Raw genomic sequence first — 20,013 nt, 5'->3', positions numbered from 1 at the left:
GGGCGGGTGCCCCGGTGGGCGCGGGCGCCCGGGTGCAGTCACGTGACGGATACCGCGCACGCCGGGGCCGCTCCTAGGTTTCGAGAAGGCCTCGGCACTGACCGATTCGTCAAGCAGCGGCAAGGAGCGTCATGGACCGGATTGAGCTCGGAAACGTCACCGTCACACGGGTGAGGGAATACTTCGGGCCCGTTGACATAGCACCGGAGACGTTCTTCCCGGACGTCCCGAAAGAGGTGTGGGACAAGAGCTCCCCGTGGCTCGCCCCGCACTTCCTGGATTCCGGGGCCACCACCGTGAACTCGGCGATCCAGACGTGGCTGCTGCGCAGCGAGGGCAGGAACATCCTGGTCGACACGGGCGTGGGCAACCACAAGGAACGCCCGTACTCGCCGGTCTGGAGCCACCTCGACACCGGCTTCCTGGCCAACCTCTCCCGGGCCGGTGTCGAACCGGAGGACGTGGACCTCGTCATCAACACGCATCTCCACGTCGACCACGTCGGCTGGAACACCCGCCTGGACGGGCGGAACTGGATTCCCACCTTTCCCAACGCCACCTATCTGATGCCGAAGGACGACTTCGACTTCTGGAATCCGGAGAACGGTCACACACCGCTGCTCGGCCGCGGCAACCAGAACGTCTTCGAGGACAGCGTGGCCCCCGTCCACCGGGCCGGACGGACCCTCCTGTGGGAGGGCAGCCACCGCATCGACGCCAATCTGCGCCTGGACGCGGCTCCCGGCCACACCCCCGGTTCCAGCGTGCTGACCCTCGACCGCGGACCGGACCGCGCGGTGTTCGTCGGCGACCTGCTGCACAGCCCGGTGCAGATCCTGGCACCGGACCACAACAGTTGCTTCTGCGAGGACCCCGCGGCGGCCCGTGCCACCCGCCGCAGGCTCCTGGGCTGGGCCGCCGACCACAACGCCCTCGTCTTCCCCGCCCACCTGGGCGGCCACGGAGCCGCCGAGGTCACGCGCGACGCGGACAAGTTCGCCATCAAGGGCTGGGCGCCCTTCACCCCGTACACCGAGCAGCGCTGAGCAGTGCTGAGCTGCGCTGAGAGCGCCGGAAAGGCAGCAGAAGTGAATCACCACCACCCCGTCGTGACCACGGCCAGGGGCGCCGTACGAGGCATCCGCCAGGACGGCACCGCCGCCTTCCTCGACATCCCCTACGCGGCACCTCCGCTCGGTGCCGGCCGGTTCGCACCGCCCCGGCCGCACGCTCCCTGGGACGGTGTACGGGACGCCACCCGGCCCGGTCCGAGCGCGCCGCAGTCCGAGCGACGGCTGGGCAGTGTCGACATGTCCCCCTACTTCGGCCCCGGCTGGTCACGCGGCGACGATTACCTCACCGTCAACGTCTGGACGCCCGAGGCCGGGAGCGGCGGGCTGCCCGTCATGGTCTTCGTCCACGGCGGGGGATCCGTCGCCGGATCGACACGGTCCCCGATGTACGACGGCTCCGCCTTCGCCCGGGACGGCGTCGTCCTCGTCACCCTGAACTACCGGCTGGGCATCGCCGGGTTCCTCGACCTGCCCGGAGCGCCCGCCAACCGCGGCCTGCTGGACGTCGTCGCCGCGCTGCGCTGGGTGCGGGAGAACATCGCGGCCTTCGGCGGCGACCCGCACCGTGTCACCCTCTTCGGCCAGTCGGCCGGCGCGACCGTCGTCGGCGGTGTCCTCGCCACCCCGGGGGCCGCCGGCCTCTTTCGCCGGGCGATCGTCCAGAGCGGCAGCGGCCTGGGCGCGTTCACCACCGAGCAGGCCGCCCGCGTCACCGGCGCGGCGGCCGAAGCCCTGGGCGTCGCACCCCAGGCCGGCGCCTTCGCCGAGATCCCCGACGAACGCCTGGTCGAGGCCGCCGCCGGCCTCGCGGGCATCGACCTGCGGACCAGGACGCACCGTGACCCGCTGATCGGCCTCAGCCCCTTCAGCCTGGTCCTCGACACCCAGCCCGCCGCATCCGTCGCCGCCGGCCTCGGCGCGGACGTCGACCTGCTCGTCGGGACCACCACCGAAGAGGGAAACCTCTACCTGGCTCCCGCCGGCCGGTACGCCACCTCACGCGCCGAAGACGTCGACGCGGCGGCGGCCCAGTCGCACCCGGATCCGGCGCGGCTGGTCGAGACGTACCGCAAGGCCCGCCCCGACGCGTCCTTCGGCGAACTGCGCTCCGCCGTCATGGGCGACGCCCTGTTCGGCGTCGGCAGCAGGGCCCTGGCCGACGCACACGCGGCACACTCCGCGTCCGCCACCCACGCCTACGAGTTCGCGTGGCGCTCCCAGGGCCTGGACGGACAGCTCGGCGCCACCCACACGATGGAGCTGCCCTTCGTCTTCGACCGGACCCGCCTGCCCGAGCTGTACGGACCCGCCGGTCTCCTCGGCCCCGGCGAACCCCCCGCGGACCTCGCCACCCGCACCCACGCGGCCTGGATCCGGTTCGCGAGGACCGGCGACCCCGGCTGGGACCCGTACGACACCGGGCGCCGGGCCACGATGCGCATCGACACGGAGTGGACGCAGATCGACGACCCCCACGGGCAGGAACGCCGGGCCTGGAGCTGACGCCTACTGCGCACTGGCGGCCGGGCGCACCACGATCTCGTTCACGTCCACCCCGGCGGGCCGCGAGACGGCGAAGGCGATCGCGTCCGCGATCGCGGACGCCGGGACGGCCACCGAACGGTAGGTCTTCATGTCCTCGCGCGCACGCGGGTCGGAGATGGAGTCCGCCAGCTCGGACTCGGTGACCCCGGGGGAAACCACACTGACCCGGATGTCCCCGGCCGACTCCTGGCGCAGACCCTCGGAGAGGGCCCGTACGGCGAACTTGGTCGCGCAGTACACCGCGGCCGTGGGCACCACCTCGTACGCGCCGACCGACGCGATGTTCACGAAGTGCCCGCCGCCCTGCCGACGCATGACCGGCAGGGCGGCGGCGACACCGTGCAGCACGCCTCGGACGTTCACGTCGATCATCCGCTCCCACTCGTCCACCTTCAGTGCCGCGAGCGGCGAGAGCGGCATCACGCCGGCGTTGTTGACCATCACGTCCACCCGCCCCCAGCGCTCCGTCGCCGCCGCCACGAACGCCCGCACGTCGTCGGCGTCGGTGACGTCCAGCCGCCGGAAGTCCGCGGTGCCGCCCTCGGAGGCGATCCGGCCGGCCAACTCCTCCAGCCGGTCGGTGCGGCGCGCTCCCAGGAACACCCGGTGTCCGTCGGCGGCCAGTCGGCGGGCCGCCGCCGCACCGATCCCGCTGCTCGCCCCCGTGATCAGAACGACCTTGGCGGTGTGTGTCATGACGATGTCCTTTCGGTGGTTCCGCGGCTGTCCCACCGAGTCTGTGCAGGTCGGCGACGCGGGACCAGGACGAGTCCTGCCTGGGTGCGACACACCCGGGCAGCGCACCGGGCCGCCGCCTAGCCTGTACGTCATGGACGAGAACCACCTGGGGGAGTTCCTGCGCGCCCGCCGGGCCGGCCTGCGGCCGGGGGACGTCGGCATGGTGAGCCACGGGACCCGCAGGGTCGCCGGACTGCGCCGCGAGGAGGTGGCCGTCCTCGGCGGAGTGAACGCCGACTACTACACCCGCCTGGAACAGGGCCGCGAACGCAACCCCTCACCCCAGGTACTCGACGCCCTCGCCCGTGCGCTGCGCCTGGACACCGACGCCCGGGCGCACCTGTTCCGCCTGGCCCGGAGCACACCGGGCGAGGAGGAACTCTCCGTCCACACGGCCGCGTCGGTCAGCCCTGCACTGCGCCAGTTGCTGGACGGCTACCCGCACACCCCGGCGTTCGTCCTGAGCCGCACTCTGGACCTGCTCGCCGTCAACGCCCTGGCCGAGGCCCTCTTCACCCCCTTCGACCCGGCGGACAACCTGGCCCGCATGACCTTCCTCGACCCCGCGGGCCGGCACTTCTACACCGACTGGGAGCAGGTGGCCCAGGCCACCGTGGCCAACCTGCGTCAGGCCGCCGGCTTCGACCCGGACAGCCCACCGCTGCGCCGCCTGGTCGCCGGTCTCACCGAGCGGAGCCCGGACTTCACCCGCCTGTGGAACGCCCACGGCGTGCGCGGCAAGACGCAGGACGCCAAGAACCTGCGCCACCCGGAGGTCGGCCCCCTCGCCCTCACCTACCAGGCCTTCGACGTACGTGACGCACCCGGCCAGCAGCTTGTCATCTACCACGCCGAGCCGGGCAGCCCGAGCGCCCACGCCCTCGGCCTCCTCGGCTCCCTTCACGCCACCGGACGCCGTCCCGAGCTTGATCAGTGGTGATCCCGGCCACCGCGGTCCGCGCGGGGACGGTCACGGTCGTGCGGGGCGCGGAGCCGTGGGCCGCAGTCCGTCCAGGACGAGGTCGAGGAGGCGTTCGGCCTGCTCGCGCTGCTCGGGGCGGGCCGAGGTGAGGGCGATGCCCGCCAGGGCGGCGAACATGTCGGTGGGCCTGATGTCGGACCGGATCTCGCCGGCGGTCACACCGGCGTCCATGAGGGACGAGAGGGCGGCCTGGATCAGCTCCCGGCTGTCCGCGTACGGGTTGCCGCCCGAGGCGACGACGGCCCGCAGGGCGTCCGCCATGCCGAGCTTCGCGGTGGCGTAGTCGATGAAGCGGCGTGTCCAGGCGCGCAGCGCCTCGGCCGGGGACAGCTCCGCCAGCAGGCCCGGGACGGAGTCGCACAGCCGGGCCACCTCGTTGCGGTACGCCGCCTCGATCAGGGCCTCACGGGTGGGGAAGTTCCGGTAGAGGGTGCCGCTTCCGACCCCCGCCTCCCTGGCGATGCGCTCGAGGTGCGCGTCCAGCCCCTCTTCGCTGAACACCCGCACCGCCGCGGCAAGGATCTTGTCCCGGTTGCGCTGCGCGTCGGCCCTCAGAGGACGTTTCGTGGCTTCGGACATGGGCGGCTCTCCTCGTCACCGGTTGCTAAGTGGAGGCGTCCCCGGTTACTGTGAATGAAGTGGCGGCGCCTCCACTTTCACTCTAGGGCATGACAGAGGTCTGCCCCCCATCCCGTCCGGAAGGACTGCCCAGCATGTCTGAAATACCTGACATACCTGGAATCATCGAAATCGCCGGAATCAAAGGCAAGGTCGTGGCGATCACAGGCGCCGGCGGCGGCATCGGCGAGGCGATCGCGCTCCTGCTCGCCGAGCGCGGAGCCAAGGTAGTCCTCGGAGCACGCCGCCCCGACCGTCTCGAAGACCTGGCCCTGCGCATCGAGAAGAACGGCGGCGAGGCGGCCTGGGTCCGCACGGACGTGACACGGCGCGAGGACCTGGCCGGCCTCGTCGGCCTGGCACGTGAGCGGTTCGGCAGGCTCGACGTCCTCGTGAGCAATGCCGGGGTCGGCCTGATCTCGCCCCTGGACGAACTCCGCGTCGACGACTGGGAGCGGATGATCGACGTCAACCTGAAGGGAGTCCTCTACGGCATCGCCGAGGCCCTGCCCGTCTTCCGGGAACAGGGCTCCGGCCACTTCGTCAACATCGTCTCCACCGCCGGACTGCGCATCGTCCCGCTCATGTCGGTCTACGCCGGGACGAAGAACGCCGTACGCACCGTGTCCGAGGGCCTGCGACAGGAGGCCGGTGACAGCCTCCGCGTCACCGTCGTCTCCCCGGGCTTCGTCAGCACGGACTTCGCGGACGGCATCCCGGACCCCGGGGCCAGGACCCAGATCCTCGACACCATGGACCGGATCGCGATCCCGCCGCAGGCGGTGGCCCGCGCGGTCGCCTTCGCCGTCGAGCAGCCCGCCGGGGTCGACGTGGGCGACATCGTCGTCCGCCCCACCGCGCAGGACTGACGGGCTAGAACCTGGCCCTCGGCCGGGTCCGCGAGGTCGGTGCCGGGGCGCCGCGCCGCCGGTAGACCAGACAGGGCCGGACCAGGTACCCGATCGGCGCGCTCCAGACATGCACCAGCCGGGTGAACGGCCAGGCCGCGAAGAGCAGACAGGCGCTCAGCGCGTGCAGTTGGAAGAGCAGCGGGGCGTCGGCGATCGCCTCCGGCCGGGGGCCGAGTGAGAACAGGCCGCGGAACCAGACCGACACCGTGCCCCGGTAGTCGTATCCGCCGCCGAAGACGTTGTGCGCGGCGGTGGCGGTGATGCCCAGCAGCACAGTCAGGGACAGCAGCGGGAACAGCACCTTGTCGCTGCGGTCGGTGCCCAGCCGGATTTGCCGGGTCAGCAGCCGCCGCGCGCACAGCATGCCGAGCCCCGCGACCATGGCCACACCCGCGACCGAACCGGCCCACACGGAACCCGTGTGGTACATGTGCTCGTCGACGCCCAGGGCTCCGGTCCACGAGGCGGGCACGGCCAGCCCCACCACGTGCCCGGCGATCACCATGAAAGTGCCCAGGTGGAACAGCGGGCTTCCCCAGCGCAGCCACCGGTGTTCCAGGAGCTGACTGGTGCGCGAGGTCCAACCGAACTGGTCCTGCCGGTAGCGCCACACATGCCCGACCACGAACACGGCGAGACAGACGTAGGGGACGGCGACCCACAGAAGGAGGTCGGTGCCGTCCGCGGACACGGCGAGGAGGAACGAGGACGCGGTGTTCATGAACACCCTTCCGTGCGGGGGGCGTCCGCTGCGCGCGGGACCCGGGTGGGCGGGGCGGCCGTCGGCGGCACGAACGCGGACGGCGGAGCGAACTCGCCCTCCCCGTACGTGCCGTGCTCGTGGCCGGACCCGTAGGGATCGAGTCCCACCTCCTCCTCGGGCGGGCCCTCGGCGGCGAGCTTCGCCACAGCCGTCCGGTCCGCCTCGCTCGTCGGCGGCAGCAGGCTCAACAGGGCCGACAGCACGTGCCGGTACGGCGAACCGGACTCGGTCAGCGCATGCCGGATCAGCTCCAGCCCACGCCGGTGCAACCGCAGCGGCGCCTCGCCGGTGCCGGGGCCGGTCAGTGCCGCGAACTCCAGTACGACCGGCAGGTGGTCGGGCAGCTCCCCGGCGTCGGCGTCCCAGCCCGCGGCCCGGTAGCGCCTGGCCAGGGTGAGCAGGGCCATGCCCCGGCGTCGGGTGTCGCCGTGCAGGTAGTACGTGAGGTACAGACTGCTCCTGCGGCGCAGGTCGAACGTCTCGACGTAGTGGCGGGCGAGCGCCTCGGAGTCCTGGGCGGCGAACCAGTCCATGAAGGCGCTCAGTTCGTCCGCGGCCGGCGACGCCGGCAGGGCGGCGACGGCGGCCGCCAGCCGCGGCCGGTGCGCCGACAGCTCCTCGTCCGGATACTGCGACAGCAGCGACAGCAGACGCAGCACCAGCGCACGTTCCTCCGCCTCCTGCGGGGACATCGGTGCCCGGCGCCGGACGGCCGCGCGGACGCGGGTGCGGACCATGGCGGGGACGGTGGTGGGCAGCGGGCTCATGCGGGACCTTCCGACGACGCGCGGCGCAGGGTGGGAATGCCGAGGGCGACCTTGCCGCCGGACGACGGCTCACCGGACGACTCCACCGGGCAGCGGCTCTCCACGGCGCTCAGCGCGGCCGCGTCCTCCTTGTGTGCCGCCGGGACCACGTAGCGGTCGGTGTACTTCGCCACGGCGAGCAGCCGGTGCAGGTCCCGGGTCTGGGAGGCGGTCAGCCCGACCGCCCGCAGGGCCGCCTCGTCGCCCTCCTCGCCCAGCGTCACGGCGCGCATGTACGAGCGCAGCGCGGTCAGTTTCATCAGCACCCCGCCCACCACGTCCGTGTCCCCGGCGGTGAACAGGCTCGCCAGGTATTCGAGCGGGATGCGCAGCCGGGTGACGGCGGCGAACACGTGGTCCGGGTCGTCCTGGTCGCCGCCGGCCACCGTGACGGCGTCCAGGACGGGGGAGAGCGGCGGCACGTACCAGACCATCGGCAGGGTGCGGTACTCCGGATGCAGGGGCAGCGCCACCTTGTAGCGGGCGACCAGGTCGTACACCGGCGAGCGGCGGGCCGCGTCCAACCAGTCCTCGGGAATGCCCGACTGCCGGGCCGCCGCGATCACCTCGGGATCGCGCGGGTCGAGGAAGACGCCGCGCTGGGCTTCGAGCAGGTCCTGCTCGTCGAGGGCCGCCGCAGCCTCGCCCACCCGGTCGGCGTCGTACAGCAGCAGGCCCAGGTAGCGCAGCCGGCCGACGCACGTCTCCGAGCAGACCGTGGGCTGCCCCGCCTCGATGCGCGGGAAGCAGAACGTGCATTTCTCGGCCTTGCCGGTGGCGTGGTTGACGTACACCTTCTTGTACGGGCACGCCGTCACGCACATCCGCCAGCCGCGGCAGCGGTCCTGGTCGACCAGGACGATGCCGTCCTCGACCCGCTTGTACATGGCGCCGGACGGACAGGCCGACACACAGGCGGGGTTGAGACAGTGTTCGCAGAGCCGGGGGAGGTGGAACAGGAAGGTCTGCTCGAATTCGAACTTGACCTTCTCGGCCCACTCGCCGCTCAGGTTCGGGTCCCCGCCCGCGTGCTCGGGCGCACCACCCAGGCCGTCCTCCCAGTTGGCGCCCCAGGTGATGGCGGCGGGCCGGCCCGTCAGCACCGAGCGCGGCCGGGCGACCGGCATGTCCGGGCCGGCGGGAGCGCTCAGCAGGTTGTCGTAGTCGTAGGTCACCGGCTCGTAGTAGTCCTCGATGGCCGGCAGGTCCGGGTTGGCGAACAGCGACAGCAGCCGCCTGATCCGGCCGCCGGACCGCAGCACCAGCCGACCCCTGCGGTCCAGCCTCCAGCCGCCCTTCCACTTCTCCTGGTCCTCGTAGTGGCGCGGATAGCCGATGCCCGGTTTGGTCTCCACGTTGTTGAACCACGCGTACTCGACACCGGTCCGGTTGGTCCAGGTCTGCTTGCAGGTCACCGAACAGGTATGACACCCGATGCACTTGTCGAGGTTCATCACCATGGCGATCTGGGCCATCACTCGTCCGACAGTGGCTTCGCCACGGGCACGGGGCATCTCAGTACTCCACTTGCTGGCTGCGGCGGCGGATGACGGTGACCTCGTCGCGCTGGTTGCCGGTCGGCCCGTAGTAGTTGAAGGCGTAGGTGAGCTGGGCGTGGCCGCCCGCGAGATGGGTCGGTTTGACCAGCAGCCTGGTCAGCGAGTTGTGGGTGCCGCCACGCCTGCCGCTGATCTCGGTCTTCGGCACGTTCACGTTCCGGTCCTGGGCGTGGTACATGTACACCGTGCCCTCGGGCATCCGGTGGGTGACCACCGCACGGGCCACCACCACGCCGTTGCGGTTGTAGGCCTCGATCCACTCGTTGTCCCTGACGCCGGTCTTCTCGGCGTCCGCGGTGGACATCCAGATCACCGGGCCGCCCCGGGACAGGTCGAGCATGTACTTGTTGTCCTGGTAGTTCGAGTGGATGGACCACTTGGAGTGCGGGGTCAGGTAGCGGACCGTGACCTCCGCCGCCCGGCCGCCCTCGTGCAGATGCTCGTCGCCGTAGTGCCGGATCGCGTTCAACGGCGGCCGATAGACGGGTAGTTGCTCGCCCAGCTCGGCAATCCAGTCGTGCTCGACGAAGAAGTGCTGGCGACCAGTGAGGGTGTGCCAGGGCTTCTTGTGCTCGACGTTGATCACGAACGGCGAGTAGCGGCGCCCGCCCGCCTCCGAGCCCGACCACTCGTACGACGTGATCACCGCCCGGGGCTGGGTGCGGGTGTCCGCGAAGGTGATCCGCTCGGCCTCGCGCTCGGCGGCCAGCTCCACCATTCCCTCGCTGCCGGTCTGCCGCTCCAGCTCACGGAAACCCTCGGTCGCCAGCCGCCCGTTGGTGGTGCCGGACAGCGCGAGGATCGCCTCGCACATGTCGGTGGCGGTGGCCAGGGAGGGACGGCCGGCGCCCACGCCGTCGCGCACGGTGCCGCTGCGGTGCCGCAGCTCCTCGATCTCCCGGTCCGGGTGGACGGTGACGCCCTTGGTGGTCGTGCCGAGGGTGTCCAGGAGCGGGCCGACGGCACGGATCTTCTGCGCCACGGCCGCGTAGTCCCGCTCGACGACCACCAGTTTCGGCATGGTCAGCCCCGGTACCGGCTCGCACTCGCCGTACTTCCAGTCCCGCACCACCCCGCCCGGCTGGGCGAGTTCGTCCGGCGTGTCGTGCGCCAACGGCACCGCCAGCACGTCCGTGCGGGTGCCCAGGTGCTCCGCCGCCAGCTCACTGAACCGGTCGGCGATGCCCAGGAACGTGTCGTAGTCGGTGCGCGACTGCCAGGGCGGGGCGATGGCCGGGGTGAAGGCGTGCACGAAGGGGTGCATGTCCGTACTGGACAGGTCGTCCTTCTCGTACCAGGTCGCCGCCGGCAGGACCACGTCGGACAGCAGCCCGGTGGAGGTCATCCGGAAGTCCAGGGTGACCAGCAGGTCGAGCTTGCCCTCCGGTGCCTCCTCGTGCCACACCACCTCCTCGGGCCGTTCCCTCGGCGGGGTCTCGTCCGAGCGTACGGCTGCCTCGGCGCCCAGCAGATGACGCAGGAAGTACTCGTTGCCCTTGCCCGAGGAGCCCAGCAGGTTCGCCCGCCACACGGTCAGCACCCGGGGGAAGTTGGCCGGATCGTCCGGGTCCTCCACCGCGAACCGCAGCCGTCCGGCCTTCAGTTCGTCCACGACGTACTCGGCGACCGGGCGGCCCGCGGCGGCGGCCTCGTCGGCCAGATCCAGCGGATTGCGGTCGAAGCCGGGGTGTCCCGGCGTCCAGCCCAGGCGCACCGCCTGCGCCAGGCAGTCCGCGAACGCCCTGCCCTCGAACCTGCCCTCGCCGAGCGGGGACGCCAGCTCCTGCGGCCCGAAGGCCTCGTAACGCCACTGGTCGGTGTTGAAATACCAGTACGAGGTGCCCGCCATGTGCCGGGTCGGCCGCTGCCAGTCGAAGGCGAACGCCAGATGCTGGAAGCCGGTCAGCGGACGGACCTTCTCCTGACCGACGTAATGGGCCCAGCCGCCGCCGTTGACGCCCTGGCAGCCGGTCATGGTGGTCAGCGCCAGGAACGCGCGGTAGATGGTGTCGGAGTGGAACCAGTGGTTGGTGCCCGCACCCATCGCGATCATCGAACGTCCGTTGGTGCGCTCGGAGTTGCGGGCGAACTCGCGGGCGATCCGGGCCGCCTGCCCGGCCGGCACGGACGTGATCGTCTCCTGCCAGGCGGGCGTGTACGGCTGGTCCGCGTCGTCGTACGAGGCGGGCCAACAGCCCGGCAGGCCCGGCCGGGCCACCCCGTACTGGGCCAGCATCAGGTCGAAGACCGTGGTGACGCTCCGGCCGCCGATCCGCCGTACCGGCACCCCGCGCACCATGACCGAGCCGCCCTCGGTGGCGCCCTCGTCGAACCGGGGCAGCGCCACCTCCACCGTCTCCTCGGCCGTCGCCAGCAGGCTCAGCTCGGGCTCCACGCCGTCGAGGTCGAGATTCCAGCGGCCCCGCCCGGCCTCCCCCCACCGGAAGCCGAGCGAGCCGCCGGGGACCACCGGTTCGCCGGTGGCCCCGTCAAGGAGCACCGTCTTGGACCGCGCGTGCTCCTCCTCGCTGCCGAGATCGGCCGCGGAGAGGAAGCCGTCCGGGACGAGTCCGTGGCCGTTGCTGTCGCGCAGGGTCACCAGGAACGGCGCGTCCGTGTAGGTGCGCAGGTAGTCGCGGAAGTACGGCACCTCGCGGTCGACGAGGAACTCGCGCAGGATCACGTGCCCCATGGCCATCGCCAGCGCCCCGTCGGTGCCCGGGTGCGGGGCCAGCCACTCGTCGGCGAACTTCACGTTGTCCGCGTAGTCGGGGGCGACCGCGACGACCTTGGTGCCGTTGTAACGGGTCTCGGTGAGGAAATGCGCGTCCGGGGTGCGGGTCACGGGGATGTTGGAGCCCCACATCACCAGATAGCCCGCGTTCCACCAGTCTGCCGCCTCTGGCACGTCCGTCTGGTCGCCGAAGACCTGTGGCGAGGCCGGCGGAAGGTCCGCGTACCAGTCGTAGAACGACAGCAGAGTGCCGCCGATCAGCGACATGAAGCGCGAGCCGGCCGCGTACGACGCCATCGACATCGCGGGGATGGGGGAGAAGCCCGCCACCCGGTCGGGGCCGTACGCCTTGACGGTGTGCACATGCGCGGCGGCGATCAACTCGTTCACCTCGTCCCACTCCGCGCGCACCAGGCCGCCCCTGCCGCGGGCCCGCTTGTAGGCCCGTGCCTTCGCCGGGTCGCCGGTGATCTCCGCCCAGGCCGCCACCGGGTCGCCCAGACGGCGCCGCGCCTCGCGCCACAGCTTCAGCAGCGCGCCCCGGACATACGGGTGGCGGACCCGGCTGGGGGAGTAGGTGTACCAGGAGAACGACGCCCCGCGCGGGCAGCCGCGGGGCTCGTACTCGGGGCAGTCGGCACCGATCGACGGGTAGTCCGTGGCCTGGTGCTCCCAGGTGATGATGCCGTCCTTGACGTACACCATCCACGAGCAGGACCCGGTGCAGTTGACGCCGTGGGTGGAGCGCACCACCTTGTCGTGCGACCAGCGGTCGCGGTAGAAGCCCTCCCATCGCCCGTCGCCCTCGCCGAACACGGCACGCCCGTCGGCCGACACCTCCCGGCGGGTCAGCAGCCTGCGGGCGGCCAGCGGCCAGTTCTCCGCGACGCCCGACTGCCGGCGCCGCCCCTCACGATCGTTCTCCATGGCCCGGAACGCTATGCCGCGCACGCCGGGCACACCGGGGGTCCAGCGGTCCCCGCCCGCCGGGCGACCGGCCCCGTTCCCGCGTCCGGCACCGGGACCAACGGCCCCGTGACGGGGGCCGGTCGGCGCCGAGCCGGGCATGTCCCGGGGTGCATGCTGGCGGTGATCGAGCGAGCGGTGCCGTCGGCCCGACGCGTCCCACGGCCGCCGACCGGTGAATCCCCCGTCCCCGGCCGCGGTGAGGAACACGTCGCCGGGCACGCCCGTACGGTCACGCGTCCGGCCGGCCATCCCCGGCCGGACGCGATCACCCACGACGGGGGCACCCGACCAGGAGAGGCGCGTGATGAGCACCGCCCGTGCGATCCGCCACCAACGGCACGATGCGGCACAGCGGCCGTTCATCGTGATCTGGGAGTCCACTCGGGCCTGCCCGCTGGCCTGCCGCCACTGCCGGGCCGAGGCCGTACCCGAACGCGACCCCCGGGAGCTGGACACGAGCGCCGCACGGGAACTGCTGCGGCAGGTCGCCGCCTTCGGCCGGCCCGCGCCGCTCTTCGTCATCACCGGCGGCGATCCGTTCCAGCGCCCCGACCTCACGGACCTCATCGCCCACGGCAGGAGCATCGGTGTCCGTGTCGCCGTCTCGCCGTCCGGCACCCCCACCCTCACCGAGGAACGGCTGCGGGAGGTGCACGCAGCGGGCGCGGCGGGCATCTCGCTCAGCCTGGACGGTTCCACCCCCGCTCTCCACGACGACTTCCGCGGCGTGCCCGGCGTGTACGACTTGACCCTCGACGCCTGGGACACCGCGCGAGCCCTCGGTATGAAGGTCCAGATCAACACCACCGTAGCCCGGCACAACCTGCGCGACCTGCCCGACATCGTCCGCCTGGTCGCCGACCACGGAGCGATGCTGTGGAGCGCCTTCTTCCTCGTCCCCACCGGCCGCGGACGCAGTCTCGGACCGCTCACCGCCGGCGAGGTCGAGGACGTACTCAACTTCGTGTACGACATGGGCCGCACCGTGCCCGCCAAGACCACGGAGGCACACCACTTCCGCCGGGTCGCCCTGCAACGGCAGATCCTCGCGCGTACCGGCGAAGACCCCGTGGCAGCGCTCGGACTCGGCTCCCTGTACCGGGAGCTGAGCGAGCGCGCCGAAGAACTGGGGCCGGCCGGGGGCGAGCGGCGAGTGCGCCGTCCGCCGCTGGACGTCAACGCCGGCCGGGGTTTCGTCTTCGTCTCTCACACCGGCAGCGTGCACCCCAGCGGATTCCTGCCGATGGACGCCGGGAACGTCCGCCGGACGCCGCTGACCGAGATCTACCGCACCTCGGAACTCTTCACCGGCCTGCGCGACCCCGGCCGGCTGGGCGGTCGCTGCGGGCGGTGCGAGTTCGGCCGGGTCTGCGGCGGCTCACGCTCCCGCGCCTACGGCACGACCGGCGACCCGTACGCCGAGGAACCGTGGTGCGGCTACGTCCCCGGGTCCTTTCCCCACCAGCGTGAACTGGCCGCACTGCTGCCCGGAGCCGGAGCGGAGGACGACGTGGATGCCGCGGACGGTGTGGATGTCGCGGACACCGCGAGCGGCAAGGAGCAACGTGTCGAACACCCCTGACGAACCCGCCCCCACGTCGGCCCCCGTCCCCGTGGCCGCCCCGGTGTTCGGCCCGCCGCCCGACAGGCCCAGGGCCTCCCGGCCGCGTGATCACCACCTGACCGCCCACGCCCTGATCGCGGCGTGGCTGCTGCTGGCGACCGCGGCCGCCGCCGCCCAGCAGAACCTGCCGGTGGCGCGTTGGCTGGCCATCCACCTCTTCCTCCTGGGCGCCGCCACCACCGCGATCGTCGTCTGGAGCGAGCACTTCGCCGTCGCCCTGTTGCACGCCCCCCGACCCGGACGCCGGGGCAGCGCCGCACGCCTGGCCGGCGTCAACATCGCCGTCGCCGGGGTCCTGGCGGGGGTGTGGGCGGACCGGCCCGTGCTGACCGGCGCCGCGTGCGTGCTGCTCGTCGCGTCCATCGGCGCGCACCTGGTGACGCTGGTCGCGCTCGGACGGGGCGCGCTGGGCGGACGGCTCGCCCCCGTCGTCGGCTTCTACCGGGTGGCCGTCCTGGCGCTGATCGCGGGTGCGGCAGCGGGCTGGCTGCTGGCCACCGGCGGGGCGGGTCCCCAGTGGTACACCGGACTGCGCCTGGCCCACGTGCACGTGACCCTGCTCGGCTGGATCGGACTGCCCGTGCTGGGCACGCTGTTCATGCTCTGGCCCACCGTGCTGGGCGTACGCATGGCCGAGTACACCCCCCGGGCGGCGCGCCGGGTCCTGGCGCTGACCGGATCAGGCCTGCTCCTCGCGGTCACGGCGCTGGTGGCGGGATGGCGGCCGGCCGCCGTCGTCGGTGTCGCCGGGTACGCCGCAGGGGTGGCCGTCGCCGTCGTGCTCTTCGCCCGGACGGTGCGGGCACGGCGCCCGGTCTCGTCGGCCGCCGCGTGGATGCTGGCCGCAGCGATGGGCTGGCTGGGCTTCGCCGTCCTGACCGACCTGGCCCTTCTCGCCGTCCGGCCGCCGGCGGAGGCACGGGACGACGTGGCGTCCCTGGTGCCCGTGCTGCTCGTCGGGTTCGTGGCCCAGGTACTCGTCGGTGCCCTGACGTACCTGCTGCCGGTCGTGCTGGCCACCGGCCCCGGTGAGCGGAACGCGCTGCGGGCCTCCTTCGAGCGGGGGTGGCGATGGCGGTCGGCCCTCCTCAACGCGGGAGTCGCGCTCTGGACACTGCCACTGCCCGCCCCGGTGGGCACGGCCGGGGCACTGGCGGCCGTCGCGGCGGGAACCGCCTTCGTCACTCTCCTCGTGCCGGTACTCGTCCGCGCGGGCCGGGCCCGGCTGTGGGAACGCCGTGTACTGGACCCGGCCCACCGGGAACGGGCGCTCGCGCGACGGCCGGTCCTGTGGGGCACCGCCGCGGGGACGGCCCTCGTACTGGTCGGCGTCCTCGTGGCCAACAGCGGCGGAAGCCCCGACCGGCCGGCCGCCGCCACCGGGGCAGGCCGGGCGGACACCGCCGGCACCCGCACCCTCGCGGTGACCCTGGAGGACATGCGTGTGAGCCCCGCCCGGATCGAGGTCGCCGCCGGTACCACCCTGCGGCTGAAGGTGACCAACAGCGACAGCATGCGCCACGACCTCAAGGTGGACGGCGGCCCTGCCACGCCCATGCTCGACACCGGGCAGAGCCACACCCTCGACGTCGGCCGGGTCACCGAGGACCGCACCGCGTACTGCACCCTGCCGGGACACCGGGCCGCCGGAATGACCCTGGACATCGACATCGGCGAGAACACCGGCGCGGAGCACGGCGACGAGACCACCGTGGAGGCCGACGGGCACGAGGGCCACACGGCCGGCGCGGTAGACGGCCTCGACCCGTCCGCCGACTTCTCCTCCGACTGGCAGCCCCGCGACGCCGACCTGGCCCCGGCCCCCGACGGCACGGTCCACCGGGTCGAACTGCGCGCCGCCCGCACCCGGGTGGAGGTGGCGCCCGGTGTCACCCAGGAGATGTGGACCTTCGGCGGCAGCGCGCCCGGCCCCACCCTGCGCGGCAGGGTCGGCGACGTCTTCGACATCACTCTCGTCAACGACGACACCATGGGCCACGGCATCGACTTCCACGCCGGCTCCCTCGCACCCGACCGCGCCATGCGCACCCTCGAGCCCGGCGAACGCCTCCGGTACCGCTTCCGTGCCGAGCGGGCCGGGGCGTGGCTCTACCACTGCAGTACCGCGCCGATGCTCCAGCACATGGCCAACGGCATGTACGGCGCGGTCGTCGTCGACCCGCCCGGCCTGGCGGAGGTCGACCACGAGTACGTCCTGGTCTCCTCCGAGCTGTACCTCGGCACGCCCGGCAGCGCGGCACAGGTCGCGAAGCTGCGCAGCCACGAACCGGACGCCTGGGTGTTCAACGGCATCGCCGACCAGTACGCCGAACGGCCCCTGCGGGTGCGGGCAGGCGACCGGACCCGGTTCTGGGTGATCGCCGCGGGACCCGGCGACGGGGTCGCCTTCCACATCGTCGGCACCGTCTTCGACACCGTGTACAAGGAGGGCGTCCAGTTGCTGAGGCCCGACGACCCGGGCGGCGCCCAGGTGCTCGACCTGGCCCCGGCGCAGGGCGGATACGTCGAGACCACGTTCCCCGAGGCGGGGCACTACTCCTTCGTCGACCACGACATGCGCCACGCCGGGGCCGGAGCCCGGGGCACGGTCGAGGTGAGCGAGTAGTGGACCTCGTCGGATGGTGGTCCGTGGTGCGGTTCGCGCACGTCGCCGGAGCCGCCCTGTGGGTCGGCGGCCAGCTTGCCCTCACGCTGGTCGTCCTGCCGCTGGCCCGCCACCTGCTCGAACCGGAGGCGAAGGACCGCTTCGGTGCACGGGTCGGCCGCCGTTTCGGACTCCTCACCGCGGCGGTGTTCCTGCCTGCCCAGCTGAGCACCGGCTGGGCCATGGCCTGGCACAAGGGTGTCACCTGGGCCTCCCTCGCGGAACCCGGCTACGGGCGTGCCCTGGCGGCCAAACTGTGCCTGTTCGCCCTGGTGATGCTGGCCGCGGCCGGACACGGCGTCGCCCACGCCAAGGGCCGCGCCGCACTGGCCCGCGCACTGGCCGTGGCCTCCCTCGTCGCCTCGCTCGGAGTCGTCCTGCTGGCCACCGCGCTGCCCGCGACCTGACATCCGCGCACACCGGAGCCGCACGTGCCGCGCGGTCCCGGCGCGGGGGCCACCCGGCCCGCGGCCGAGGGGCCGTTCCACCCTCGCCGCGGACACGACGACGACGCAGGGTTGGGACGAACAGGCAGAGCTTTCGCGAAGGAGCCGCCATGCACACCCGGGAAGTCGACGCCACCGCCGTCCAGACCCTGCTCGCCGCTGCCGTGGCGGCGCCGTCCGTGCACAACACGCAGCCCTGGCGGTTCGGCTTGGAGGCGGACAGCCGGACCGTCGAAGTACGCGCCGACCACGCCAGGTGGCTGAGGTCCGCCGACCCCGAACGGCGCGCACAGCACCTGTCGGTGGGCGCGGCCGTCCTCAACCTCCGGGTGGCCGCCCGCCACCTTGGCTGGACCCCGGTCGTCGAGCTGCTTGCGCCGGCGGGCGATCCGAGCCTGCTGGCGACCGTACGGCTGGCCGAGCAGTCGCCGGCCGGGGAGCCGCAGCGGCTCGCCGGCCTGTACGAAGCCGTCGAGCGCCGCCACACCAGCCGGATGCCCTTCACGGGCCGCCCGGTGCCCGATCCCGTCGTGGCGGAGATGACCGGCGCGGCCCGCGCGGAGGGGGCGTACCTGGAGGTCCCCGACATCGTCGCGAGCCGTCGGCTGCTGCGGCTGACAGCGGCCGCCGAGGCCCGCAACGCCGCCAGTGCCGAGCGCGTCGCCGAGACCCGAGCCTGGCTCACCGCACCGGGAACGGGCACCCCCTTCGGTATCCCCGCGACCGCCCTGGGCCCCCGCGACAGCTCCGGACACGTGCCGATGCGTGACTTCGCCGCCCCGCTGCCCACCCTCGGCCGGCCGACCCTGCGGTTCGAACGCCACGTCCAGGTAGGCCTGTTGTGGACCCCTCACGACCGACGGCAGGACTGGCTGCGCGCCGGGCAGGCCCTGCAGCGCGTGCTGCTGACCGCGACCGCGCACGGGGTGCGCACCTCGATGCTGCACCAGGCGATGGAGTGGCCCGACCTGCGGGCGGCGATGAGCGGCCCCCGGCGGCGCCACTGCCCGCACCTGCTGATCCGGTTCGGCTACGGACCCGAGGGCGGCCGTACTCCGCGCGCCGCCGGGACCCCCGGCCCTCTCCCCGGGGACCCTCCGGCCGGCGGCCGGGACCCCCGGCCCATGCCGCCGGGACGCCGGGCGGCACAAGAGTGATCACGAGAACCCGGCGCACGGCCGACAGGCTTCGCGGTCACCCGCGTTGCGGCGCGCCGGGCACAGCGACCGGTCACCGTGATCGGTCGGCGTGACGGGAAGAGGACGGACGGCATGGTCCAGCAGTTGAGCGAGCAGAGGGACACGTCACCGCCGGAACACGAGGGCGCGACCGTGTCCGTGTCTGTGTCCGTATCCGGCCGGGCCTGGCTGATGCTGGGCCTGGCCACGGCCGGCTTCGCCGTGAACTTCTGGGCGTGGGCGCTGCTCAGCCCGCTCGGTCCCCGCTTGGAGGAAAGCCTCGGACTGTCGTCGTTCGAGCAGTCGCTGCTGGTGGCGGTGCCCGTCGTGGTCGGTTCCCTCGGCCGAATCCCGGTCGGCGCGCTCACGGACCGGTTCGGCGGGCGGGTCATGTTCCCGCTGGTGTCGGCGGCCACCATCGTGCCGGTGCTCCATCTGGGCCTGGCAGGCCACTCCTCGCTGACCGCGCTGCTGGCCGGCGGGTTCCTCCTCGGCATCGGCGGTACGTCGTTCGCCGTCGGCGTGCCCTTCGTCAACGCATGGTTCCCGCCCGAGCGCCGCGGCCTGGCCATCGGCATCTTCGGCATGGGCATGGGCGGTACCGCGATCAGTGCCCTGACGACGGTGAAGCTCGTGGACGCGCACGGCATGGCCACCCCGTTCCAGATCACCGCGGCCGTGCTGGCGGCCTACGCGATCGTGGCGGCGCTGCTGCTGAGGGACGCCCCCGGACGCGTCGTGCCCACCGCGCCGCTCGCCCGCAGGCTGGCCGCGACCCTGCGCCTGGGCACGACCTGGCAGGCGTCCGCGCTGTACACGGTGGCCTTCGGCGGCTACGTCGCCTTCTCCGTCTACCTGCCCACCTACCTGAAGACCGGCTACGGGCTCACCCACGCCGCCGCCGCGGACCGCATGGCGGGATTCGTCCTGCTCGCGGTCGCGATGCGCCCCGTGGGCGGCTGGCTGTCCGACCGCGTGGGACCGGTGCGGGTGGTGACCGCAACGCTCGTCGTAGTGCTGGCGGCGGCGCTGGTCCAGTCCTCGACACCGGCACTGACACCGGTCGGCACCGTCGCGTTCCTGGCACTGGCCGCCGCACTCGGCGCGGGCAGCGGCGCGGTGTTCGCCCTGGTGGCCCTGCTGGCCCCGGCGAACAGGCTCGGGTCGGTCACGGGTGTCGTGGGCGCCGCGGGCGGTCTCGGCGGCTTCGTGCCACCCCTGGTGATGGGCTCCCTCTACGGCACGTACGGCTCGTACGCGCTCGGCCTGGTCCTCCTCGGCGTCGTCGCGGCGGCGGCACTGACCTACACCGCCACCAGCCTGCGCCGGACGGCCACGGAAGAGCCACCGTCCGCACCCGCCGACTGAGCCGCCCCGACTTCCCGCCCAGCACCCGACCCCC

15 protein-coding genes are annotated in these 20,013 nt (G+C 72.7%); 9 read left to right on the top strand and 6 right to left on the bottom strand.

The features are described from left to right. Positions 1-131 precede the first annotated feature (131 nt). Together KUM40_RS23550 and KUM40_RS23545 are read left to right on the top strand one after the other, a co-directional pair. Complete coding sequence (locus KUM40_RS23550; RefSeq protein WP_217168083.1) at positions 132-1,046, top strand: MBL fold metallo-hydrolase; 915 nt, start codon at positions 132-134, stop codon at positions 1,044-1,046. 42 nt (positions 1,047-1,088) lie between these two features. Further along, positions 1,089-2,576, top strand: a complete 1,488-nt coding sequence (locus KUM40_RS23545; protein WP_217168082.1) for a carboxylesterase/lipase family protein — start codon at positions 1,089-1,091, stop codon at positions 2,574-2,576. A gap of 3 nt (positions 2,577-2,579) precedes the next feature. Here KUM40_RS23545 and KUM40_RS23540 read toward each other — a convergent pair whose 3' ends face one another. Beyond that, on the bottom strand, positions 2,580-3,314 hold the full coding sequence (locus KUM40_RS23540; protein ID WP_217168081.1) for an SDR family oxidoreductase: 735 nt from the start codon (positions 3,312-3,314) through the stop codon (positions 2,580-2,582). A 133-nt stretch (positions 3,315-3,447) separates the two neighbouring features. On the opposite strand from KUM40_RS23540, the gene KUM40_RS23535 reads away from it, so the two are divergent. After that, a complete protein-coding gene (locus KUM40_RS23535) occupies positions 3,448-4,296 on the top strand; it encodes a helix-turn-helix transcriptional regulator (protein WP_217168080.1) in 849 nt (282 codons plus the stop codon). 30 nt (positions 4,297-4,326) lie between these two features. Here the strand turns inward: KUM40_RS23535 and KUM40_RS23530 are convergent, their stop codons facing one another. Continuing rightward, entirely contained in the window at positions 4,327-4,917 is a 591-nt protein-coding gene (locus KUM40_RS23530) for a TetR/AcrR family transcriptional regulator (protein ID WP_217168079.1), read from the bottom strand. Positions 4,918-5,087: 170 nt separating this feature from the next. Between KUM40_RS23530 and KUM40_RS23525 the strand changes: the two genes are divergently transcribed. After that, positions 5,088-5,825, top strand: a complete 738-nt coding sequence (locus KUM40_RS23525) for an SDR family oxidoreductase (protein WP_217168576.1) — start codon at positions 5,088-5,090, stop codon at positions 5,823-5,825. Positions 5,826-5,829: 4 nt separating this feature from the next. Here KUM40_RS23525 and narI read toward each other — a convergent pair whose 3' ends face one another. The 4 genes from narI to KUM40_RS23505 are packed head-to-tail and all read right to left on the bottom strand — an operon-like array spanning position 5,830 to position 12,656. Next, the gene (gene narI / locus KUM40_RS23520) at positions 5,830-6,588 is read right to left on the bottom strand and encodes a respiratory nitrate reductase subunit gamma (RefSeq protein WP_217168078.1); all 759 of its coding nucleotides are present in this window, start codon (positions 6,586-6,588) and stop codon (positions 5,830-5,832) included. After that, complete coding sequence (gene narJ / locus KUM40_RS23515) at positions 6,585-7,397, bottom strand: nitrate reductase molybdenum cofactor assembly chaperone (protein WP_217168077.1); 813 nt, start codon at positions 7,395-7,397, stop codon at positions 6,585-6,587. The genes narI and narJ overlap by 4 nt, the downstream gene beginning before the upstream one ends. Beyond that, positions 7,394-8,950, bottom strand: coding sequence for a nitrate reductase subunit beta (gene narH / locus KUM40_RS23510; RefSeq protein ID WP_217168076.1), 1,557 nt, complete (start codon positions 8,948-8,950; stop codon positions 7,394-7,396). The genes narJ and narH overlap by 4 nt, the downstream gene beginning before the upstream one ends. A 1-nt stretch (position 8,951) precedes the next feature. Continuing rightward, positions 8,952-12,656: a nitrate reductase subunit alpha gene (locus KUM40_RS23505; protein ID WP_217168075.1), complete on the bottom strand. Its 3,705-nt coding sequence runs from the start codon at positions 12,654-12,656 to the stop codon at positions 8,952-8,954. A gap of 346 nt (positions 12,657-13,002) precedes the next feature. Here KUM40_RS23505 and KUM40_RS23500 point away from each other — a divergent pair, with 346 nt between their 5' ends. The 5 genes from KUM40_RS23500 (at position 13,003) to KUM40_RS23480 (ending at position 19,979) form a co-directional block, all read left to right on the top strand. Next, a complete protein-coding gene (locus tag KUM40_RS23500) occupies positions 13,003-14,280 on the top strand; it encodes a TIGR04053 family radical SAM/SPASM domain-containing protein (protein WP_217168074.1) in 1,278 nt (425 codons plus the stop codon). Next, positions 14,264-16,948 (top strand): multicopper oxidase domain-containing protein, encoded by a 2,685-nt coding sequence (locus KUM40_RS41625; protein WP_217168073.1) that lies wholly within the window; start codon positions 14,264-14,266, stop codon positions 16,946-16,948. The genes KUM40_RS23500 and KUM40_RS41625 overlap by 17 nt, the downstream gene beginning before the upstream one ends. Next, entirely contained in the window at positions 16,948-17,394 is a 447-nt protein-coding gene (locus KUM40_RS23490; RefSeq protein WP_217168072.1) for a hypothetical protein, read from the top strand. The genes KUM40_RS41625 and KUM40_RS23490 overlap by 1 nt, the downstream gene beginning before the upstream one ends. A gap of 149 nt (positions 17,395-17,543) precedes the next feature. Next, positions 17,544-18,590, top strand: a complete 1,047-nt coding sequence (locus KUM40_RS23485; RefSeq protein WP_254395520.1) for a hypothetical protein — start codon at positions 17,544-17,546, stop codon at positions 18,588-18,590. 213 nt (positions 18,591-18,803) lie between these two features. Next, on the top strand, positions 18,804-19,979 hold the full coding sequence (locus KUM40_RS23480; RefSeq protein WP_217168575.1) for an MFS transporter: 1,176 nt from the start codon (positions 18,804-18,806) through the stop codon (positions 19,977-19,979). Positions 19,980-20,013 lie beyond the last annotated feature (34 nt).

The sequence above is a fragment of the Streptomyces sp. AC512_CC834 genome, from assembly GCF_019049325.1.
Taxonomy (GTDB): domain Bacteria; phylum Actinomycetota; class Actinomycetes; order Streptomycetales; family Streptomycetaceae; genus Streptomyces.
This window is presented reverse-complemented; position numbering and strand designations above follow the sequence as displayed.